The organism is Bacillus sp. ms-22 (genome assembly GCF_009759805.1).
In the GTDB taxonomy this organism is placed as follows: domain Bacteria; phylum Bacillota; class Bacilli; order Bacillales; family Bacillaceae; genus Bacillus; species Bacillus xiamenensis.
On the sequence record NZ_CP046653.1, the window covers coordinates 1,126,361 to 1,145,195 of the forward strand.

The 18,835-nt window shown below is 41.7% G+C and carries 24 protein-coding genes; 15 read left to right on the forward strand and 9 right to left on the reverse strand.

The genetic code is table 11. The features are described from left to right. Positions 1-40: 40 nt before the first annotated feature. From GPA07_RS05910 to menC, 6 genes are all read left to right on the forward strand, one after another. On the forward strand, positions 41-1,459 hold the full coding sequence (locus GPA07_RS05910) for an isochorismate synthase (RefSeq protein ID WP_008360695.1): 1,419 nt from the start codon (positions 41-43) through the stop codon (positions 1,457-1,459). After that, on the forward strand, positions 1,452-3,194 hold the full coding sequence (gene menD / locus GPA07_RS05915; RefSeq protein ID WP_157292175.1) for a 2-succinyl-5-enolpyruvyl-6-hydroxy-3-cyclohexene-1-carboxylic-acid synthase: 1,743 nt from the start codon (positions 1,452-1,454) through the stop codon (positions 3,192-3,194). The genes GPA07_RS05910 and menD overlap by 8 nt, the downstream gene beginning before the upstream one ends. Next, entirely contained in the window at positions 3,179-4,003 is an 825-nt protein-coding gene (gene menH, locus GPA07_RS05920; RefSeq protein WP_157292176.1) for a 2-succinyl-6-hydroxy-2,4-cyclohexadiene-1-carboxylate synthase, read from the forward strand. The genes menD and menH overlap by 16 nt, the downstream gene beginning before the upstream one ends. 20 nt (positions 4,004-4,023) lie before the next feature. Beyond that, the gene (menB, locus tag GPA07_RS05925) at positions 4,024-4,842 is read left to right on the forward strand and encodes a 1,4-dihydroxy-2-naphthoyl-CoA synthase (RefSeq protein WP_034665273.1); all 819 of its coding nucleotides are present in this window, start codon (positions 4,024-4,026) and stop codon (positions 4,840-4,842) included. 70 nt (positions 4,843-4,912) lie between these two features. Continuing rightward, a complete protein-coding gene (locus GPA07_RS05930; RefSeq protein WP_034739699.1) occupies positions 4,913-6,373 on the forward strand; it encodes an o-succinylbenzoate--CoA ligase in 1,461 nt (486 codons plus the stop codon). Beyond that, positions 6,360-7,484, forward strand: coding sequence for an o-succinylbenzoate synthase (menC, locus tag GPA07_RS05935; RefSeq protein WP_008360686.1), 1,125 nt, complete (start codon positions 6,360-6,362; stop codon positions 7,482-7,484). The genes GPA07_RS05930 and menC overlap by 14 nt, the downstream gene beginning before the upstream one ends. Positions 7,485-7,590: 106 nt before the next feature. On the opposite strand, the gene GPA07_RS05940 is transcribed toward menC, so the two are convergent. From GPA07_RS05940 to GPA07_RS05955, 4 genes are all read right to left on the reverse strand, one after another. After that, positions 7,591-7,782: a hypothetical protein gene (locus tag GPA07_RS05940; protein WP_008360684.1), complete on the reverse strand. Its 192-nt coding sequence runs from the start codon at positions 7,780-7,782 to the stop codon at positions 7,591-7,593. Positions 7,783-7,807: 25 nt separating this feature from the next. Beyond that, positions 7,808-7,966, reverse strand: a complete 159-nt coding sequence (locus GPA07_RS05945; protein WP_008360682.1) for a DUF1540 domain-containing protein — start codon at positions 7,964-7,966, stop codon at positions 7,808-7,810. A gap of 68 nt (positions 7,967-8,034) precedes the next feature. Next, positions 8,035-9,081, reverse strand: a complete 1,047-nt coding sequence (locus tag GPA07_RS05950; protein WP_008360680.1) for a cytochrome d ubiquinol oxidase subunit II — start codon at positions 9,079-9,081, stop codon at positions 8,035-8,037. 22 nt (positions 9,082-9,103) lie between these two features. Then, positions 9,104-10,435, reverse strand: coding sequence for a cytochrome ubiquinol oxidase subunit I (locus GPA07_RS05955; RefSeq protein ID WP_008360678.1), 1,332 nt, complete (start codon positions 10,433-10,435; stop codon positions 9,104-9,106). A 176-nt stretch (positions 10,436-10,611) separates the two neighbouring features. Here GPA07_RS05955 and GPA07_RS05960 point away from each other — a divergent pair, with 176 nt between their 5' ends. Further along, positions 10,612-10,854, forward strand: a complete 243-nt coding sequence (locus tag GPA07_RS05960; RefSeq protein WP_008360676.1) for a type B 50S ribosomal protein L31 — start codon at positions 10,612-10,614, stop codon at positions 10,852-10,854. Positions 10,855-10,930: 76 nt separating this feature from the next. Here the strand turns inward: GPA07_RS05960 and GPA07_RS05965 are convergent, their stop codons facing one another. After that, a complete protein-coding gene (locus tag GPA07_RS05965; protein ID WP_157292177.1) occupies positions 10,931-11,887 on the reverse strand; it encodes a metal ABC transporter substrate-binding protein in 957 nt (318 codons plus the stop codon). Between the two features lie 213 nt (positions 11,888-12,100). Here GPA07_RS05965 and GPA07_RS05970 point away from each other — a divergent pair, with 213 nt between their 5' ends. Further along, positions 12,101-12,667 (forward strand): beta-class carbonic anhydrase, encoded by a 567-nt coding sequence (locus GPA07_RS05970; RefSeq protein ID WP_157292178.1) that lies wholly within the window; start codon positions 12,101-12,103, stop codon positions 12,665-12,667. Between the two features lies 1 nt (position 12,668). Here the strand turns inward: GPA07_RS05970 and yidD are convergent, their stop codons facing one another. Continuing rightward, entirely contained in the window at positions 12,669-12,893 is a 225-nt protein-coding gene (gene yidD / locus GPA07_RS05975) for a membrane protein insertion efficiency factor YidD (RefSeq protein WP_003217666.1), read from the reverse strand. Between the two features lie 128 nt (positions 12,894-13,021). Here yidD and GPA07_RS05980 point away from each other — a divergent pair, with 128 nt between their 5' ends. Both GPA07_RS05980 and GPA07_RS05985 read left to right on the forward strand, forming a co-directional pair. Then, entirely contained in the window at positions 13,022-13,495 is a 474-nt protein-coding gene (locus GPA07_RS05980) for an S-ribosylhomocysteine lyase (RefSeq protein ID WP_008360669.1), read from the forward strand. A gap of 119 nt (positions 13,496-13,614) precedes the next feature. Beyond that, the gene (locus tag GPA07_RS05985; RefSeq protein WP_008360667.1) at positions 13,615-14,052 is read left to right on the forward strand and encodes a FixH family protein; all 438 of its coding nucleotides are present in this window, start codon (positions 13,615-13,617) and stop codon (positions 14,050-14,052) included. An 8-nt stretch (positions 14,053-14,060) separates the two neighbouring features. Here GPA07_RS05985 and ytzI read toward each other — a convergent pair whose 3' ends face one another. After that, positions 14,061-14,207 (reverse strand): YtzI protein, encoded by a 147-nt coding sequence (gene ytzI / locus GPA07_RS05990; protein ID WP_157292179.1) that lies wholly within the window; start codon positions 14,205-14,207, stop codon positions 14,061-14,063. Between the two features lie 131 nt (positions 14,208-14,338). Here ytzI and GPA07_RS05995 point away from each other — a divergent pair, with 131 nt between their 5' ends. The 5 genes from GPA07_RS05995 to GPA07_RS06015 all read left to right on the forward strand — a co-directional run bounded on the left by GPA07_RS05995 (position 14,339) and on the right by GPA07_RS06015 (position 17,272). Further along, entirely contained in the window at positions 14,339-14,776 is a 438-nt protein-coding gene (locus GPA07_RS05995) for a Dps family protein (RefSeq protein WP_008360664.1), read from the forward strand. 122 nt (positions 14,777-14,898) lie between these two features. Then, on the forward strand, positions 14,899-15,090 hold the full coding sequence (locus GPA07_RS06000) for a hypothetical protein (RefSeq protein ID WP_008342942.1): 192 nt from the start codon (positions 14,899-14,901) through the stop codon (positions 15,088-15,090). A gap of 157 nt (positions 15,091-15,247) precedes the next feature. Next, positions 15,248-15,652 carry a phage holin family protein gene (locus GPA07_RS06005; protein WP_157292180.1) on the forward strand — a complete coding sequence of 135 codons (405 nt, stop codon included), beginning with the start codon at positions 15,248-15,250 and terminating at the stop codon, positions 15,650-15,652. 44 nt (positions 15,653-15,696) lie between these two features. Further along, positions 15,697-16,005 (forward strand): hydrolase, encoded by a 309-nt coding sequence (locus tag GPA07_RS06010; RefSeq protein ID WP_157292181.1) that lies wholly within the window; start codon positions 15,697-15,699, stop codon positions 16,003-16,005. Positions 16,006-16,118: 113 nt separating this feature from the next. Further along, positions 16,119-17,272 (forward strand): IS3 family transposase gene (locus GPA07_RS06015; RefSeq protein ID WP_145939419.1). Its coding sequence is split into 2 segments (ribosomal slippage): positions 16,119-16,392 and positions 16,392-17,272, totalling 1,155 coding nucleotides; the frame shifts between segments, so codons are not numbered across the junction. Positions 17,273-17,330: 58 nt separating this feature from the next. Here the strand turns inward: GPA07_RS06015 and GPA07_RS06020 are convergent. Both GPA07_RS06020 and GPA07_RS06025 read right to left on the reverse strand, forming a co-directional pair. Beyond that, positions 17,331-18,113, reverse strand: coding sequence for an AIM24 family protein (locus GPA07_RS06020; RefSeq protein WP_008360657.1), 783 nt, complete (start codon positions 18,111-18,113; stop codon positions 17,331-17,333). Between the two features lie 22 nt (positions 18,114-18,135). Further along, the gene (locus GPA07_RS06025; RefSeq protein WP_157292182.1) at positions 18,136-18,789 is read right to left on the reverse strand and encodes a TerD family protein; all 654 of its coding nucleotides are present in this window, start codon (positions 18,787-18,789) and stop codon (positions 18,136-18,138) included. Between the last annotated feature and the right edge of the window lie 46 nt (positions 18,790-18,835).

The window sequence follows — 18,835 nt, forward strand, 5'->3', positions numbered from 1 at the left end:
ATTTTTATATGTTATTTCATGGATTTTGGAGGAATGTATCATGGTGACAACAGTGCAACGTACTTTCCGGCAGGAAGCGCTTGCGACATTAGAAGAAGCGAATAACGTCAACCATGCTGTTTTGATAAGCTACTCCAGAAGAGTTGACGATCTGGATCCTCTTGCCTTTTTCCAAAGCGGTGAAGCGGATTTTTTAGGTGAGCGGTTTTTTTGGTCTGATCCAGAAAGCCAAATGATATTTTCTGGACTGGGCAGAGCGGCCGTCATTAAATCATCAGAGCAAGGCAAAGAACGATTCGATATCGTTCATCAAGAATGGGAACAATTGAAGCAGCACATGTTCCATTTTCATGATGAGAAGGAGTTAAAGCAAGCGGCAGTTGGCCCGCTTTTATTTGGAGGGTTTTCATTTGATCCATATGAAGAGAAGGCGCGTCACTGGGAAGCATTTGGCGAGGCTCATTTTTTTGTGCCTTCGATGATGCTGACTGTTTCCAAAGAAGGTACGTTTCTAACGATCAATGAATGGAACGAGGTGGACGGGAATGTTCATCAGCTCATTCAAGAGTTAGAACAGAAAGCTTCTAATTTTGATGCATTGCCTGTACGACATGATGGACAAGCAGAGCTTGTTCACATGGAAGAGCTGGATGTCAAGGAATGGATGAAAGCGATCCATGAAGCGACAGCACACATTCGTGCGAACGAATATGAAAAGGTTGTTTTAGCAAGAGAAGTCTTGCTTCACTATAAAAATCAAATTGAACTTGCACCATTATTAGCAGAATTGCTAAAACATCAAACCACGAGTTATGTATTTGCTATAGAGCAAGGAAGACAAGCGTTTGTCGGGGCGACACCTGAACGTTTAGTGAAAAAAAGCGGTGGAGAAGTCTTTTCATCTTGTTTAGCTGGTTCCATTGTGCGTGGTCAAGATGAAATCGAAGATCAAGCATTGGGTGAAGAACTGCTTCATGATGAGAAGAATTTGATTGAACATCAAATTGTCGTCAATATGATTGAGCAAGCATTTGAAGCAAACTGCCATCATGTGCATAAGCCTCATCAACCAAGTCTTTATAAAACCAAAAACATTCAGCATTTATTTACACCAATTGTAGGAGAAATCAAAAGTAGCTGTTCTCTCTTCTCATTAATTGAGCAGCTCCATCCAACGCCAGCACTTGGAGGATATCCAAAGGAAAAAGCGGTTGAGGTCATCCGGGAAATTGAACCTTTGAAACGTGGATGGTATGCCGCACCGGTTGGTTGGATCGATTCTCAGGATAATGGAGAGTTTGCTGTAGCCATTCGGTCAGGCCTGATTGAGGAAGATCATGTGCGTTTGTTTGCTGGCTGCGGAATTGTAGAGGATTCCCTTGCAACACAGGAATATGAGGAAACGCAAGTGAAATTAAGACCGATGCTGTCTGCTCTTGGAGGCCGTCCGAATGAATAATCAAATCATGACAACATATATTGGTAGATTGATGGATGAATTTGTACAAGGTGGTGTGAAGGAGGCAGTTGTCTGTCCTGGTTCCCGTTCAACCCCGCTTGCCATGTTGGCTCTTGCCCATCAAGAGATCAATGTCCATGTGTTAGTAGACGAACGGTCTGCTGCTTTTTATGCACTGGGTCTTGCAAAAGCGAGTCAAACACCAGTGCTGCTCATTTGTACATCAGGTACGGCAGGTGCTAACTTTTACCCAGCCGTTGTAGAGGCTCATTATTCCAGGGTACCACTGATTGTCTTAACTGCTGATCGGCCGCACGAATTGAGGGAAGTCGGGGCACCTCAAGCGATTGATCAGCAATTCTTATTCGGTAAGTTTGTTAAATGGTTCACAGACTTAGCCTTACCAGAAGAAGGTCAAATGATGCTTCGGTATGTACAGACTGCTGCCGCTAGAGCGGCTCACATCTCAATGCAGGAGCCAAAGGGACCAGTTCAGATCAATGTACCGCTGAGAGAACCATTGCTGCCTGATCTGTCCATCGATCCTTTTGATAGAGAAGAAGGAGCTGTGAAAAAAGTATTGGCAGCAGGTCAGGCTCTACCAAATGATCATGTCATGTCAGAATTAGTGTCCATTATGAATAAATCAACAAGAGGTCTGATTGTGGCCGGTGAACTTCATTCGCAGGAAGAGAAAGAGTCAGTGTTACGTCTTGCAAGAGCCATGCATTTGCCGATTTTAGCTGACCCGCTCTCTCTTTTGCGAAATGGACATGAAAGTGAAGAGTACATCATAGATGCATATGACTCTTTGCTGAAGGATGAAGCATTACAGCAGCATTTATTGCCTGATATGGTCATACGTTTTGGACCGATGCCTGTGTCTAAGCCGTTATTTAAGTGGCTGGAAAAGCATGTGGAAGTGAAGCAAATTGTCGTCGATGCTGCAGGAGGTTTTCGAGATCCTGGATTAAGCGCGTCATACGTGATTGAAAGTCATGTGTCTGCTTTTGTAAATGAAGTGTTGAATAGGGCAAATCAACAAGAGAATACAAATTACTTACATCGCTGGCAGAGTGTCAATTCTTCTTTTAGACTGCATGCAAATCAATATTCTGATGAGGACCTTACATTTGAGGGAAATGTGTATCGTCAGCTGCAGCACCTCTTGCCAAAAGAGAGTGTGCTCTTTATTGGAAATAGTATGCCAATTCGAGATGTAGATACATTTTTTGAAACGCAGTCAAAACCGTTTCGAATGATGGCCAATCGCGGAGCAAATGGCATTGATGGGGTTGTGTCAACAGCTCTTGGAACATATGCGGCCTTGAAACAACCAATTACTTTAGTGATCGGAGATTTGTCTTTTTACCATGATATGAACGGTCTTCTTGCTGCTAAGCTGATGGACATTCCGCTCACGGTTGTTTTGTTAAACAATGATGGGGGAGGAATCTTTTCTTTCCTTCCACAGGCTTCTGATGAACCGTATTATGAAAAACTCTTCGGTACGCCGACAGGGCTGAATTTTGAGTATGCATCGAAGTTATATGGGGGAACCTATTCGAAGCCGGCAACAAAACAAGAATTACATGAAGTGTACTCGGCGCATATACATGAGCCTGGGCTTCATTTAATCGAGATTGAAACAGACCGGCATTCTCGTGTAGACAAACATCGTCAAATGATGAGCGAGATATTGATGGAAGTGAAAAAAGAATGCCTTCACTCATAATACGAATGCATGATGGTGTGGCGTATGAGGTAATAGACGATCATCCATCTGCTGAAAATGCCACGTTATGTTTACACGGCTTTACAGGGAGTGCAGCTTCCTGGTCGTTTTTAAATACTTATACAGAAAAACATACAAGATTGATTCAGGTCAGCTTGCTTGGACATGGCCGCACGGACTCTCCAAAGAGTATAAGAAGATATGCGATGTCACAGCAGCTGACAGATCTTGCTGAGATATTAGATCAATTAAAGCTTCACAAAGTGAACATTCTCGGATATTCTATGGGAGGGCGTATTGCTTTATCGTTTGCCTCCCGTTATCCAGAACGTGTCAACAAACTGATTCTTGAGAGTACATCTCCAGGGCTTCGCTCTTTCAAGGAGCGGATGGCAAGGCTTCATCATGATCACCAGCTTGCTCAAAAGATCAGACATGAAGGGTTAGCGCAGTTTGTGGATTTTTGGGAGAACATTCCGCTGTTTGCTTCGCAGAAATCCTTACCCGCTGACAGGCTGGCTCAGCTGAGAGAGGGAAGGTTAAAAGCCAATCCCTATGGACTGGCTCGCAGCTTAGAAGGCATAGGAACAGGTTCACAGCCGTCTATGTGGGCGTCATTAAACGAGATTAAATTGCCTGTTTTGCTCATTTGCGGAACGCTTGATGAAAAGTTCTGCAATATCGCCAAACGTATGCAGCAGGAGCTTGAAGACAGTCATTTGACATTGGCGGAGCATGCCGGGCATACAGTTCATGTGGAACAACCACATTTTTTTGGTAAAATAGTAAGTGAGTTTATTTTAGCGTAAGATTAGAGGAGGAAATATTGATGGCTATTGAATGGCAAACTGAGCGTCAGTATGACGAAATTTTATATGAAACGTACAATGGGATTGCAAAAATCACCATTAATCGTCCACATGTACATAACGCGTTTACGCCAAAGACTGTGAGTGAATTGATTGATGCATTTTCACGTGCTCGTGACAATTCAAATGTTGGTGTGATTGTACTTGCAGGTGCTGGAGGAAAAGCATTCTGTTCTGGTGGAGACCAGAAAGTACGCGGTCATGGCGGCTATGTAGGAGACGATCAAATTCCGCGTCTAAATGTACTAGATTTACAGCGTTTAATTCGGGTTATTCCAAAACCAGTTATTGCGATGGTTGCGGGTTACGCGATTGGCGGCGGACATGTACTTCATGTCGTGTGTGACCTGACAATTGCAGCAGATAATGCGATTTTCGGACAAACAGGACCAAAAGTAGGCAGCTTTGATGCCGGTTATGGTTCAGGCTATCTTGCACGTATTGTTGGTCATAAGAAAGCGAGAGAAATTTGGTACTTATGCCGTCAATACAATGCACAGGAAGCGCTTGATATGGGGCTTGTCAATACAGTTGTACCATTAGAGCAGCTTGAAGAAGAAACAGTGAAGTGGTGTGAGGAAATGCTAGAGAAGAGCCCGACTGCTTTACGATTCTTGAAGGCTGCATTTAATGCAGACACTGATGGATTAGCTGGAATTCAGCAATTTGCAGGAGACGCGACTCTTCTTTATTACACAACAGATGAAGCAAAAGAAGGACGCGATTCCTTTAAGGAAAAACGGAAGCCGGACTTCGGTCAGTTCCCGCGTTTCCCTTGATTCAATGATATGGACGAAAACAGCTTAGTGCATCAGACTGAGCTGTTTTCTTTTATGAAAAGGAGGTGTCATGATGAAGCAACCAAATTGGCTGCTGCACCGTGCCTATTTAACGCCAGATCGGGTCGCGCTCATATATCAAGACCAAGAATGGACATTTCGTGATTTAGCTTTCGAAGTGAACAGGCTTGCGAATAGATTGTCACGTGCCTCCCTTAAAAAAGGGGAGACGGTCGCAATATTGATGAACAATCATCCTGACATGGTGATGCTTGTTCACGCTTGTTTTTTATTAGGAGTAAAGATCGTGTTATTGAACAATAAGCTGACAAAAGCTGAGAGGCTCTATCAGCTTGAAGATGCAAAAGCCAAGGCTTTATTAACAGAACCTTTTTATGCAAAGGATCATGACGGTGATTTACCTGTGTATACAATGGAGACTTTACCTGTAGCAGGTCAAGATGATGAAAAGAAAATAGAGAATGACGTTGATTTGAATGAGACCGCGACCATTATGTATACATCTGGAACGACAGGGCGGCCAAAAGGGGTGGAGCAAACGTTTGGCAATCATTTTCATAGTGCTGTTTCATCTGCACTGAATTTAGGCATCAGAGAGGAAGATCGATGGCTCATTGCGCTGCCCCTTTTTCATATAAGCGGTTTATCTGCTTTATTTAAATCTGTCATATACGGTATGGCAGTCGTGCTGCACCAGAAGTTTGATGTGGATGAAGTAAAGGATTCTATTGAACGCCATCATGTGACGATGATTTCAGTTGTTCAAACGATGCTGTCTCGTTTATTAAGTAGGCTTGAAGAATGTCCGTCTTCTTTACGCTGCCTGTTATTAGGCGGAGGCCCTGCGCCTTATACGCTGCTTCAAGAAAGTAAAGAGAAGGGATTTCCTGTGTTTCAATCGTACGGTATGACGGAAACGTGTTCACAAATTGTGACACTTGCGCCCGAATTTAGTATGGAGAAGCTTGGATCAGCGGGGAAACCACTTTTTGGGTGTGAACTGAAGATTCAAGATGGTGAACGTATTTGCCGTCCTTTTGAGCATGGCGAAATCATGGTGAAAGGTGCAAATGTTATGAAAGGATACCTTCATCGTCAAGAAGCAACTGCTGCTGCCTTTGAACAAGGCTGGCTGAAAACGGGTGATATTGGATATGTGGATGAGGAAGGGTTCTTATTTGTACTTGACCGGCGTTCAGATTTAATTATTTCTGGTGGAGAGAATATTTATCCAGCGGAAATTGAAGCGGTTCTTTTAACACATCCGCATGTAAAGGAAGCCGGAGTGACGGGGATGTATCATGAAAGATGGGGAGAGGTACCTGCCGCCTTTCTTGTGGCAGACCGTCAGATATCGGAGAGTGAGCTCTATGCTTTATGCGAGTCGCAATTAGCCAAGTATAAATGGCCAGCCGCTTTTCATTTTGTGGATGAGCTTCCAAGGAATGCGTCGAATAAATTACAGAGGCACAGACTCAAATCAAAGGGGTTTTTAGATGATTCAAATTGAACGTGTGATCTTATATCATGTCACGATGAAACTCAAGCAGCCATTTACAACAAGTCTTGGAACCATTTCAGAGCGTGAGTTTATTATTGTTGAGGTCAAAGACCAAACAGGATTAACTGGATGGGGAGAGGTGTCTGCCTTTTCTTCCCCATGGTATACAGAAGAAACCATTGAGACCTGCTATCACATGCTGAGAGCTTTCTTTATCCCTAACGTGCTGACCCGATCTTTTACACATCCTTCAGAAATACCCGACAGCTTGTACCACTTTAAAGGCAATAGAATGGCCAAAGCAGGGATTGAAGCGGCTGTGTGGGATATTTATGCGAAGCGTGAAAATAAGTCCTTACGTGACGTATTAGGCGGCACAAAAGACAGAATCCCATCTGGCGTTGTGGCGGGTTTAGGGCCTGTTGACGAAATGATTCAGCAAATCCAGCAATATGTAGATCAAGGTTATCAGCGTGTGAAGGTGAAGATTAAGCCGGGACAAGATATTGGACTGCTTCAAAAGATAAGGGAGTCTTTCCCTGACCTTCCGTTAATGGCAGATGCAAACTCTGCCTATGAATTAAAGGACATTAGCAAACTGAAGCAGCTCGATGACATTCGTTTATTAATGATTGAACAGCCTTTAGCTGCAGATGATATTGTCGATCATCGTCATTTGCAAAAGCATTTAAAAACACCGATTTGTTTGGATGAAAGTATTTGTTCTTTAGACGATGCTCGAAAAGCTGTAGAACTTGGCAGCTGTCAGATGATCAATGTGAAGCCTTCCCGAGTTGGAGGGCTGACTGAAGCCCTTAAAATTCATGCGTTTTGCAAGGAGCATCAGATTCCGTTATGGTGCGGGGGGATGATTGAAACAGGTATTTCCCGCGCACAGAATGTGGCACTTGCATCACTGCCGCAATTTACGATTCCGGGGGATATTTCAGCATCGTCAAAATACTGGGAGCAGGATATCATTTTTCCTGAAATCAAAGTTGAAAATGGGTTTATTGAGGTGCCTCGTTCTAAAGGGATGGGGGTAGAAGTTGATTATCAAGCGCTTCGTTCGTTCTCAGATAAAATTGACGTGTTTACAAAACATGATTTTGTGAAATGAAAACGAAAAAATGGCCTTTTGCACAACCAATAGAACATATGTATAGTTGAGAAAAGTTTTTCCTTCCTGTCTGAATCAAAAAGAAAGAGCGGTCATCCGCTCTTTCTTACTCTTCTACCAGCTCGCTGTCGTAAGCAAGTTGTCCAATATACTGATGCATTTCATTGGGCATGCCGGTTACATGTCCATATTCATAATCCCAAAGATTTAAAAAGGAGTGAGCGGCTTGATAAAATGCGGCTTCGTCCGCGTCCTGAATTTCGTCAAAAAACGTTTGAGCAAGCCGATCGTTTTTCAAAGTGAAGCGCCTCCTTTAATGAGACTTAAAGATCTTGCGGTTTAAATGTTTTACAATCAGTTTCTTCACTTTTTTCAGCCGTATTTCCTGTATGGCTGACTACATAGATTGCATCTGCACCGCAGCGGTTTCCAGCATTCCAGTAAGAACAGTTGTTTACTTCACAAAGGATTTTTTGACTCATACAGATGACCTCCTTTTGAGTGTGTCTTTCATTTATAATGTAACCGAAATGAACGTCGCCCATTCATGTCAATCTTCCTGGCGAATATAGCGCTTATCCTTCATAAACAATTTCCAGAAGTAATAGAACCCAGGAAACAAGATGATAAAGCCTACAATATACGTAATGAATAATGCCCTAAATGTAACAGGGTCTGTAAACCCTGACATGATGGTGATATCTGGATAGGCCATATAGGGCAGATGGGCATGTCCATACACATAGCTTGCTAAGAAATATTGGATCGTAATGGCAATGACGGCTAAACGTGGCTTCCCTTTCCGATGCTTAAATCGGCTGTTTGGTAAAAAGAGAGCCAATCCTGCAAGTAAAAACATGAGCAGAGAAACAAGGAGAATGGGGATGTTCTGCATCATTTTCGTGAATAACCAATTGGCTTCACTTCGCAGTGTGAGCATGATAAAGAAGGCCATCATGAGAGAAAGAGGTCCTGTCATGAGCGCTCCCCTTCTATAAATGTGATAAGCCTCATCTTCACCTGCAACATTAGAAAAATCAGCTAGCAGCAAAGATGAGAGGAAAAGGGTGCTGAAAATTGCAAAACCTACAAATGAATAGACGTTTGCACTTGTAAAGACCAATCCTAAATCTAACGAGTAGACGTGATTCTCCTGAAAAATAAATCCACCATGGGTAATGGGGAGAACCATAATGAGAATGGACGGAATAATAAAGCCGCTAATTCCTGAAATATATGTAACGGCTTTTCTATATTTTTTAGGCAGTGAATGCGAAAAGACGAGAAATCCGCTGCGCAGTGCAAGAAGCAATAAAATAATGCTGCCTGGTATTAATAGAACAGTACCAAGTACAAATGTTGCACCTGGAAACAGGCTAAACAATGCAACGACGATGGCCACAATGAAGACGTTTGTCACTTCCCAAGTGGGAGAGAGATACTTGTTTGCGATATTAGCGGCCTTAGTTTGCTCTTTATTCATATATATCATCGACCAAAACCCTGCTCCGAAATCCATTGATGCCATCACTGCATAGATAAACACGAATCCCCATAAGATGGTGATTGCTATGAGTGCATCAGTTGTTATATCCATCTGCATCAAAATCGCTCCCTTTTTAAGATTCTGTTAACCGTAGGTCTTCTTCAATTGAATGTTTTCTAAAGTAGTACGTCAGCACAATCACTGTTGCGATGCCTAAAATGAGATAGACAATGGCAAACAGGATGAAAAGTGTGCCGATAGAGCCTGATGACGTGACGACCTCGGAGGTTTTGAGCATTCGATAAATGACCCATGGCTGACGGCCTGTACATGCAAAGATCCAGCCGAATTCAATGGCCAAGAGACTAAGAGGCCCGCCGAATAAGTAAAGAAAAAGCAACCACTTCGGATAATGTTCACGTTTTAATATTTTGCGGTAGAGCAGGGCCAACACAGCAAATAGAATGAGCACTGATCCAATTATAACCATCCCGTTAAATAACGTGTGAATAAATAAGGGCGGCCACTCGTCTCTAGGGAAATCATTTAAGCCTTTTACGACAGTATCAAAGCTATTTCCAGCTAGAAAACTAAGGGCCCAAGGAATTTCGATCGCCCCTTTTATTTCCTGCGTATTTGGGTCTGTAAAACCGCCAATTGCAAGAGGCGCGTGTGACTGCGTTTCAAATAAGCCTTCTGCACCCGCTAATTTTTCAGGCTGATATTCATACAGTAGCTGAGCTGATTCGTGACCATTTAAGGCTGTAAGAAAAGAGAAAAGTCCACCTACAATCAGTCCAAGAAAAAGGGCTTTTCGATGAAAGGTATAGAGCTTCTCATTTTTCCTTGTTTTCAGCATTTTGAAAGCAGCTACAGAGGCAATCACAAAAGCGCCTGTTGTAAAAGCAGACAGCACGACATGAGTAGCGGTCACAACGAAACTTGGGTTGAAAAAGGCCTTCCAAGGCTCGATATTCGTGATTTCTCCGTTGACCATCTGAAAGCCGGCAGGTGTTCCTTCAAAAGCATGTACGTTTGTAATCAGAATCGCTGAAGCTGCTGCGCCAATCACAACAAAAATAACGGTAATGATGCGCATAGCTGGGGATAGGCGATCCGCTGCGTACACATAAATAGACATAAATAATGCTTCAATAAAGAAAGCATAAATTTCTATTTGAAACGGCAGTGACATGACTTTTCCGATGACCTCCATAAAACCAGGCCATAGAAGAGCGAGCTGAGTACCTGCAATCGTGCCAGTTGGAATGGCGACGCCTAACAAAACAGCCTGTGCTTTCGTCCAGCGCTTGGCCATGATGGCATAATGTGGGTCCTTCGTTTTTTGAAAGATGAGTTCAGCTAACAAAATCATTAGCGGGATGCCGACGCCAAGCGAGGCGTAAATAATGTGAAAGCCCATTGTTGTACCGAACAGGCTTCTAGCTAAAACGAGATCAGTCAATTTTTTCTCCGCCTTTCTTATCGCTTCTCTTTTTCATGCTGTTTATTATTCGCCACCATTTTTAGATTATTCTTCCTGACTAAGAAAGCTTGTTTTTTGACAAGTTGTCAAAGAGGGAGTAGAATATAATTATAAAACGTAATGATTACGTTTTGATAATGAAAGGAGTTTTGACATTGAAAAAAGGTATTCACCCAACCTCACATGAAGTTGTATTTATGGACGTAAACAGCGGTTATCGCTTCTTGAGTAGATCAACTAAGACATCTAATGAGACAATAGAGTGGGAGGATGGAAAAACATATCCTGTCATTAAGGTAGAAACAAGCTCGGACACGCATCCTTTTTATACAGGGCGCCAGAAATTCGGGGAAAAAGGCGGCAGAGCCGAGCTGTTTAAGAAAAAATACCAAATGTAAAAAAGAAGCACACCCTATCAAGGTGTGTTTTTTTACGAAGAAAAAAACCCCGGCTGACCGCACGGGGTTTAACGCATTAATCATTTAAGGCTGTTTTTAAGGTGTTTAAATTTTGTTTCATTAAGCTGACGTAGCTTTCGCCATTTTTAGCGTCCTCTTCTGTAATGGATTCTAGATTTTTAAGTGTCAGGCTTTTAGCGCCAATTTCACTGCGAATCGTATCTGATACTTTACTGCTGACGTTATTTTCAAAAATGACATACTTGATGTGATGCTTTTCCGCCTGTTTTACAATATTTTCGAGCTGTTTTTGTGATGGCTCTTCAGAAGCGGATAGTCCAAGGACACTGATTTGCTCAATGCCATAGCGCTTTTCCCAGTAACCGTAAGCTGCGTGAGAAACAAGAATTTCTTTATGTTGTGCTTTAGATAACGTTGTTTTAAATTCCTGATCTAATGATTGTAATTCTTTTTTTAGAGATTCGTAGTTTTTTGTATATTCGTCTTTATGATCTGGATCTAATGAGACGAGTGTGTCTTTAATGTTCTTCGCCATTTGCTGTGCATAAACAGGGTCTAGCCATGCATGTGGATCTTTATCTCCGTGCTCGTGTCCATCATGATCTTCATCTTCTTCATGTGCATGTTCTTCTTTTGTTGATAATAGTTTGATGCCTTGAGCAGCTTTAACCGTTCTTACACCTTGGTCTTTTAACGTAGCAGCTGTTTTGTCAGCGAATGCTTCTGCTCCAGTACCGCTGTAAATAAAGGCATCTCCTTCCGCCATTTCAACCATTGTTTTTGAACTTGGTTCAAAGCTGTGTGCATCAGCATTGGCAGGGTACACACTTTGAGCGTTAACGTGAGAGCCGCCAATTTTTTCAGTGAAATCTTGAATTGGAAAGATCGTGGTGTAAATGGTTAATTTCCTGTCCGCCTTTCCTTTTGAAGCATTTGTCCCCGCACTGCTTGAGCAAGCGGCAAGGCCGATCGTTAATAAAGCCGTTATTAAAATAAAAAAGATTTTTTTCATCTAAAAAATGTCTCCTCTCAACCTATTAGATAGAAATGATTACGATTTAATGTCCTGAGTTATTGTATCGTAATAATTACGATTTGAAAAGAGGAAAATAAAAAATTTTCGTCAAGCAGATGTTTCCTCTAAAAAATAGGTTTCAAAACGTGACGAAATTTAAAACATTGTGCTATATTTATTTTTAAAAAAGAAAAAGGAATGGACAAACTTATGAAACTTTTAGACGAAATCATTGAATATAATCAACAGTTTATTGAAGAAAAGCGATACGAAGAGTTTACAACAACGAAGTTTCCACAGAAAAAAGCCGTTATTTTATCTTGTATGGATACAAGACTTGTTGAACTGCTTCCGCGTGCAATGAACATGAAAAATGGAGATATTAAGATTGTCAAAAGCGCTGGCGCTCTTGTTTCTCATCCATTTGGAAGTATTATGCGAAGCATTTTAGTGGCTGTTTATGAATTAAATGCTGATGAGGTGTACGTCATCGGGCATCATGATTGCGGTATGAGCAAAATAGATAGCCGAACACTTCTAAATAAAGCCGTTGAGCGCGGTATTCCAGAAAAACGAATTGAAGTACTGGAATACTCAGGAATCGATTTTACACAGTGGCTTAAAAGCTTTAACTCAGTTGAAGAAAGTGTGAGAGACAGTGTGTCTGTTGTTAAAAATCACCCGCTTCTTCCATCTGATGTGCCTGTACACGGCCTTGTAATTGATCCAGGGACAGGTAAGCTTGACTTAGTTGTCAATGGCTATGAAGAAAAATAATTTATTTCTCCTTTTTAGGCGGGACCGGGTCGATGCCGCCAGGATGCAGCGGATGACATTTTAATATCCGTTTGATTGTGAGCCAGCCGCCCTTTAAAGCGCCATGCGTTTTGATTGCCTCTAGCCCATAGTTTGAGCAGGTGGGATAAAATCGGCAGCTAGGCGGTGTAAGCGGGGAAATACATTTTTGATAAAAGCGGATGATGCCGATAAAAATCTGTTTCATAGAGGTTCCTCCTTGTCTGTCTTTCACAGTATAAGAAAAAAGGACAAGGAAGGAAAGTTTTATAAACTAAACAGGTCGGATCAATATGCTATAATATAGGAAATTGCAATTATAGGAGTGGTGATTTTATGCCTTCAGTTGAAAGCTTTGAACTTGACCATAATGCTGTAAAAGCGCCTTACGTTCGTCATTGCGGCGTTCATAAAGTGGGATCAGATGGTGAAGTGAATAAATTTGATATTCGTTTTTGTCAGCCGAACAAGCAGGCGATGAAACCTGATACAATTCATACATTAGAGCATTTACTTGCGTTTAATATTAGAACACACTCAGAGAAATACGATCATTTTGATATCATTGATATTTCTCCTATGGGCTGCCAGACTGGTTACTATTTAGTCGTCAGTGGTGCACCAACACCAAAAGAGATTGTTGAACTGCTTGATGCAACATTCAAGGATGCAGTTGAGGTAACAGAAATCCCTGCTGCAAATGAAAAACAATGCGGTCAAGCGAAGCTACATGATCTTGAAGGAGCAAAACGTCTCATGCGTTTCTGGCTGTCTCAGGATCAAGAAGACCTATTAAAAGTATTTGGTTAATGGATGGATGAACCGGACATATCGAATGTCCGGTTTTTTATATGAAATCAATCATGAGATGTCAAAATAGGGGATATTTGTTAAAATGGACATGTCGATAAAAGAAGGGGGACATTCGGATGCGAAAGATGATGGGGATCATTCTAATGCTCGCGTTACTTAGTGCATGTGGAAACTCCGCAGCGAGCAATGACAAAGGGGAAGTGCCTGAGCTATTAGAAGTTAAGCTCACAGGGCCAGAGCAAGTGGAGAAAAATGAAAGCGTTATAGTAAAAGCAGCTGTCACATATGGTGATACGCCTGTTGATGATGCAGATGATGTGCAATTTGAAGTGTGGAAAGATGGCGACAAGGATAACAGCAAGATGATTCAGCCAAAGAAAGAGGAGAAAGGTGTATATGAATTGCATACAGCTTTCAAAAAAGATGGCCTTTATATCATACAAGTCCATGTGACAGCTAAACAGCAGCATAATATGCCGAAGACAAATATCCAAGTAGGTGATGTGAAAAAAGAGAGTTCATCTACTGAAGAAGAAGATAGTTCACATCATTGAAAGCGGTTTTATTTTGGGTTAGAATGTTGATTTGGTTCAGCATCCTGTGGTGAATCGACTTTATGCTTGTAATCATACGCCTTTGATGTCGTCCACAGTGATAAAAAGACAACGATCGAGATAATGATAAAGCTGATAATCCCAAGTAACAGCATCTAGCTCCCTCCTTATTTCCATATTAACATATATATCATGCGGTCAAAATAGAAGAAAAAGATGGCAGGTTTCAGTATAATAAAAAAAGGGTAATCCCATACTAAACGCAACTACATAAGGAGGAATCAACATGTCTGAAAAATTATTAAACGTCGTCAATAAACAAGTAGCAGATTGGACTGTGCTTTACGTAAAATTACATAACTATCACTGGTATGTAAAGGGAAAAGACTTCTTTACACTCCATGAAAAATTCGAGGAATTATATACAGAAACAGCCACATATATTGATGATTTGGCTGAGCGTATGCTTGCATTAAATGGACAACCTGTTGCGACAATGAAAGAGTGCTTAGAAATCTCAAGCATTCAAGAAGCGGAAGGAAATGAAACAGCCGAGCAAATGGTGAAAAATCTATATGAGGATTTCTCAAATATTGCAGAAGAGTTAAAGCAAGGAATGGAGCTGGCTGCAGAGGTTGGCGATGAAACAACAGGTGATATGCTGCTTGCCATTCATCAATCCATTGAAAAACACAACTGGATGCTAAAAGCATATTTAGGATAAGAGGGATGGAAGGAATGTTGATCATGAATAGATCGGCATTCTTTTTTAGTGGAATTGTGACAGACAGCCCATTGAAATCATAGGGCTTTAAGCCGAAGAGAAAAGAGAAGGGAGGGGAAAAGATGTCCTCAATTGCAGGAATGATGAGTCAGCAAGTGGCGAGTATTCAAAAAACACTTAATATCAGTTTATTGAATTCACAGCTTGCCACGAACACAGCCCAAGCCATGGTGATGCTGGATCAAGTGCAGCAGCAGCCTCAAGCTGTTCAGCCCAAAGATTCAGATGCTACGTTTATTGATGTCAGAGTTTAACCAAGAAAGCCGCCGTCACAGGCGGCCCTTTTTATGAGCTTTACGAGTTTTTTGAGCAGCTGACTATGCCTTTATTTTTTGTCGTCCAAGCTATTCATCAGATGCGGCATATACTATTGAGGTAAGAAGTTCCACTATGAAAGGATGTTGATGCCAAGTGAGCAAGGATTTAGGCATCTTTTCGTTGTTTACAGTCTGTTTGTCGGCAATGGGCTTTCTGTTTGGTGGAGCAGGGTATTTACTAATGATATTAGTGACACTGATGGCCATTGAATTCATTTGTTCAAGCCTAAGAGAATCTTTGACTGGACAGCTCACACTGAAACGGTTGTTTACAAGGCTTGTTCGAAAGGTTGTGACGATCTCTTTAATCACTATGGCACATTTCTTCGATGTCATGCTGAAGACTGGCGGGACGATGAAGGATTTAGCGATCATCTTTTATATCATTTATGAATCTTACCAAATTGTCTCGACCGCTAAAGCTCTCGGAATTCCCATTCCGCAGTTGTTTATTGATGTGTTAGACATGATGAAAAATAAATTGCGTAAAAAGCCGTAATTTCTCGGTATCTGGTCATACTAAAGGAAAAAAGGATGAATCAGATGGCAAGACACACATACTATGTATCCGTTCAAGACGGGTCGATCTCACAGTATAGAGATACGGCTGCTTGGCAATTTCAAATAGAAGCAGATGATGATCAAATTTTGCAGCTAAGAGAGTATTTCGATGAACAGTATATGTCCGATTGGAAAGGCTTCTTTCGGGCGCATGTCCCATTTCTTGAATATCATTATGATAGCCCAAATGACGAAATGGACAGGAAAAGAAAAGAGATTTACACCATGATTTATGATCTTGGAAACGAAGAGACAAAGAACTTCATTGAGACAAATGGATTAATGAATTGAAAAAAGCATGTAGAGATTGGTACTGACCCCATCAGATGAGACAAATAAAAAACACCTTCAAGTTTGAAAATGGATCGTTGTGATCCGAAATAAAACATGGAGGTGTTTTTTCTATGGGGACAAGAGTGAGTTATCCGGTTGAAGTCAAACAGAAGGCTGTAGAAATGAGATTGGCAGGCGTACCTATGAAAGAGATTATGCAAAAATTGAATATCAAGAATAAGACGCAGGTTCAGACATGGGTGAGGTGGCATAAGGCTGGGGATACACACCGGTTTGAACAGCCTGTTGGAAAACAATATACCTATGGAAAGGGTCCTGAGTACTCTTCCGAATTAGAGAGACTTCAGGCAGAAAATCGCTATTTGAGTCAACAGAATGAAGTTTTAAAAAAGTACAACGAATTGGAAAGGAAGTTGATAAGGAAACGTCAATCAAACTGGTAGAAGAATTGTGCGAAACGATGACGATACAGGACACCTGTTTCCATTTAGGTATCTCACGCACTTCGTACTATAGATGGAAAAAGGATCTGACTCAGAATCACTCTAAAAGACAACTAGAGAAACAGGTCGGCACGTTGTGCCGAGAGCACAAGTATCGATATGGTTATCGAAAAATCACCGCCATACTAAAAATGAGCATGCGTATTAACCATAAAACTGTTCAACGTATCATGCAGAAAAACCAGTGGCAGTGCCGAGTTAAAATGAAAAAGCGTAAGAAGAATGGGCAGCCCTATGCCGTGGCTGGTAATATACTGGATCGGAACTTTCAGTCTGATCGCCCTCTTGAAAAACTAGTAACGGACATCACGTATTTGCCTTATGGACAGAAACAATTGTACCTTTCCAGTATATTGGATTTATATAATGGAGAAGTGATTGCTTTTAATATTGGTGATAAGCAGGACACAGACTTTATCTTAAACACACTTAATCAGCTCCCATCACTGCCTGAGAATTGCGTGTTACATAGCGACCAAGGTTCTGTGTATACATCTTACGAGTATCAGAAAGCTGTTCATAAGAAAGGCATTACCATGAGCATGTCCCGTAAAGGGACGCCCGCTGATAATGCCTCCATCGAATCGTTTCATTCCTCACTAAAGTCTGAAACGTTCTATCTTAACAGGATTGATCGAACTACGAACACCATTGTAGAACGCACTGTCAAAGAATACATTTATTATTATAACAACATTCGTATTCAAACGAAACTAAACAACCAATCACCGATAAACTATCGGCAACTGGCTGTTTCGTAAAGGTGTTTTGATCCCTGTCTCAAAAACGGGGGTCAGTCCCATTTTTTTCTACATGCTTTTATTTTCGAGGATGTAAGATGCCTCCGATTAAATCACTGATTCCGCCTCTATTTTCCTGCTGTGAATTGGTGAATTCGTGTGAGGTGCTCTGGTTCTGAGGTTTGTAGCGGTTATCGTCTAAACCGATCCGCATTCCGGATGTGCGCTCAAATGGCTGGATAATGACAATTTGGTCCTGCTCTTGGAATTCAAATAAGTACGATTCGCCAGATGTTTGTCCAATCAAGGTTTTCCAGTTTACATCGAATTTGATCTTCGGTGCTTTGCCCGTCCAAGCGACAAGGGCGTCAGGATCTACACGGCAAGGTGCTTTTAAAATCAGCGGGTTTCCATTCGTTTTAATGGCAACCTGCGCTCCGTGACCTTGATAGGAGAGCTTTGAAGTAAATAACCCCTTCTGTGATAAAATACCAACGCCTACTGGTGTCACGCCATAGTGACATTCTTCAGTAAAGGCTAGTAAATCTTCACTTTCTACGCTCACATGCTGCCAAGGACCGCTTGGCTCAAGATTGATCACGGTCACATGCTCGCTTGAATCAGCCAAATAACACGTACCTTGTCCACTCACTTCCATCATCTCAAGGTTTTCACCTGTCAATTTTCTGCTGATATGGTTAAATACTTGACTGACCACATTTCCTTTATTTGTTCCAAGTAATCGTTTACGGTATTGAAATGTGCCTTGATCGGCAATCATAGTGCCTTTTTTGGCAAAAAAGATTCCGCTGCCTTCTGCTTGTAAGGTGAGTTCTTCTATTGTGTTGAAATGAAATCCCATTGGTGCCAGCTCCTTTCCTTCGTCAAGGTGTGAATCCGTAGATGCGGCATAAGTCGTTTAAATCCAGGGTCGTACCTTGTCCGGTAGCGGTGATTTTCCATTCGTTTTGAGCTCTCGTTAGTTCAGCGCAAATGATAGATGTACAATACGAATAATCCTCTGTTAACTGAAAGGTACAAATTTCTTGCTGGGTGATCTGATCAGAAAGGCGTACGTAGGCATTGGTGACCTGTCCGAAATGATGTGCCCGCTCGTGGGCATCATGTATAGTGGCGGTTACGACGATTTTATGAATATCGGGTGAGACTCTGCTTAGCTGCATAATGATGATCTCATGATCTCGTTGGCCTCCGCCGACCTGATGATCACCTAGATGGCGAACAGCTCCGTCTATGCTTTGCTGCTGCTGATAATAGATCAGGTGCTTTGGAGACAAAAGCTTGTCTTCCTCATTTAAGAGAAATACTTGCGTATCTAAATCAATTGGCTGACCAGATAAATCCCAGCCAAGTCCGATATGAATTTGGTCTACACTTGGATGGTCTTTCGTTAAATCAAGATTTTGTCCTTTCATGAGGTGGGTCTTCACTGCCTCATGAGCAGCATCTTCGTTCTCATGTTGCCTAATCGGGAGTGCGTTGTTTTGTTCTTGTTCTGATCCATTTGTGTTGTTCATGTTGGTTTCCTCCTCGCCTGTATCAAACAAACACTTATTGATTTAC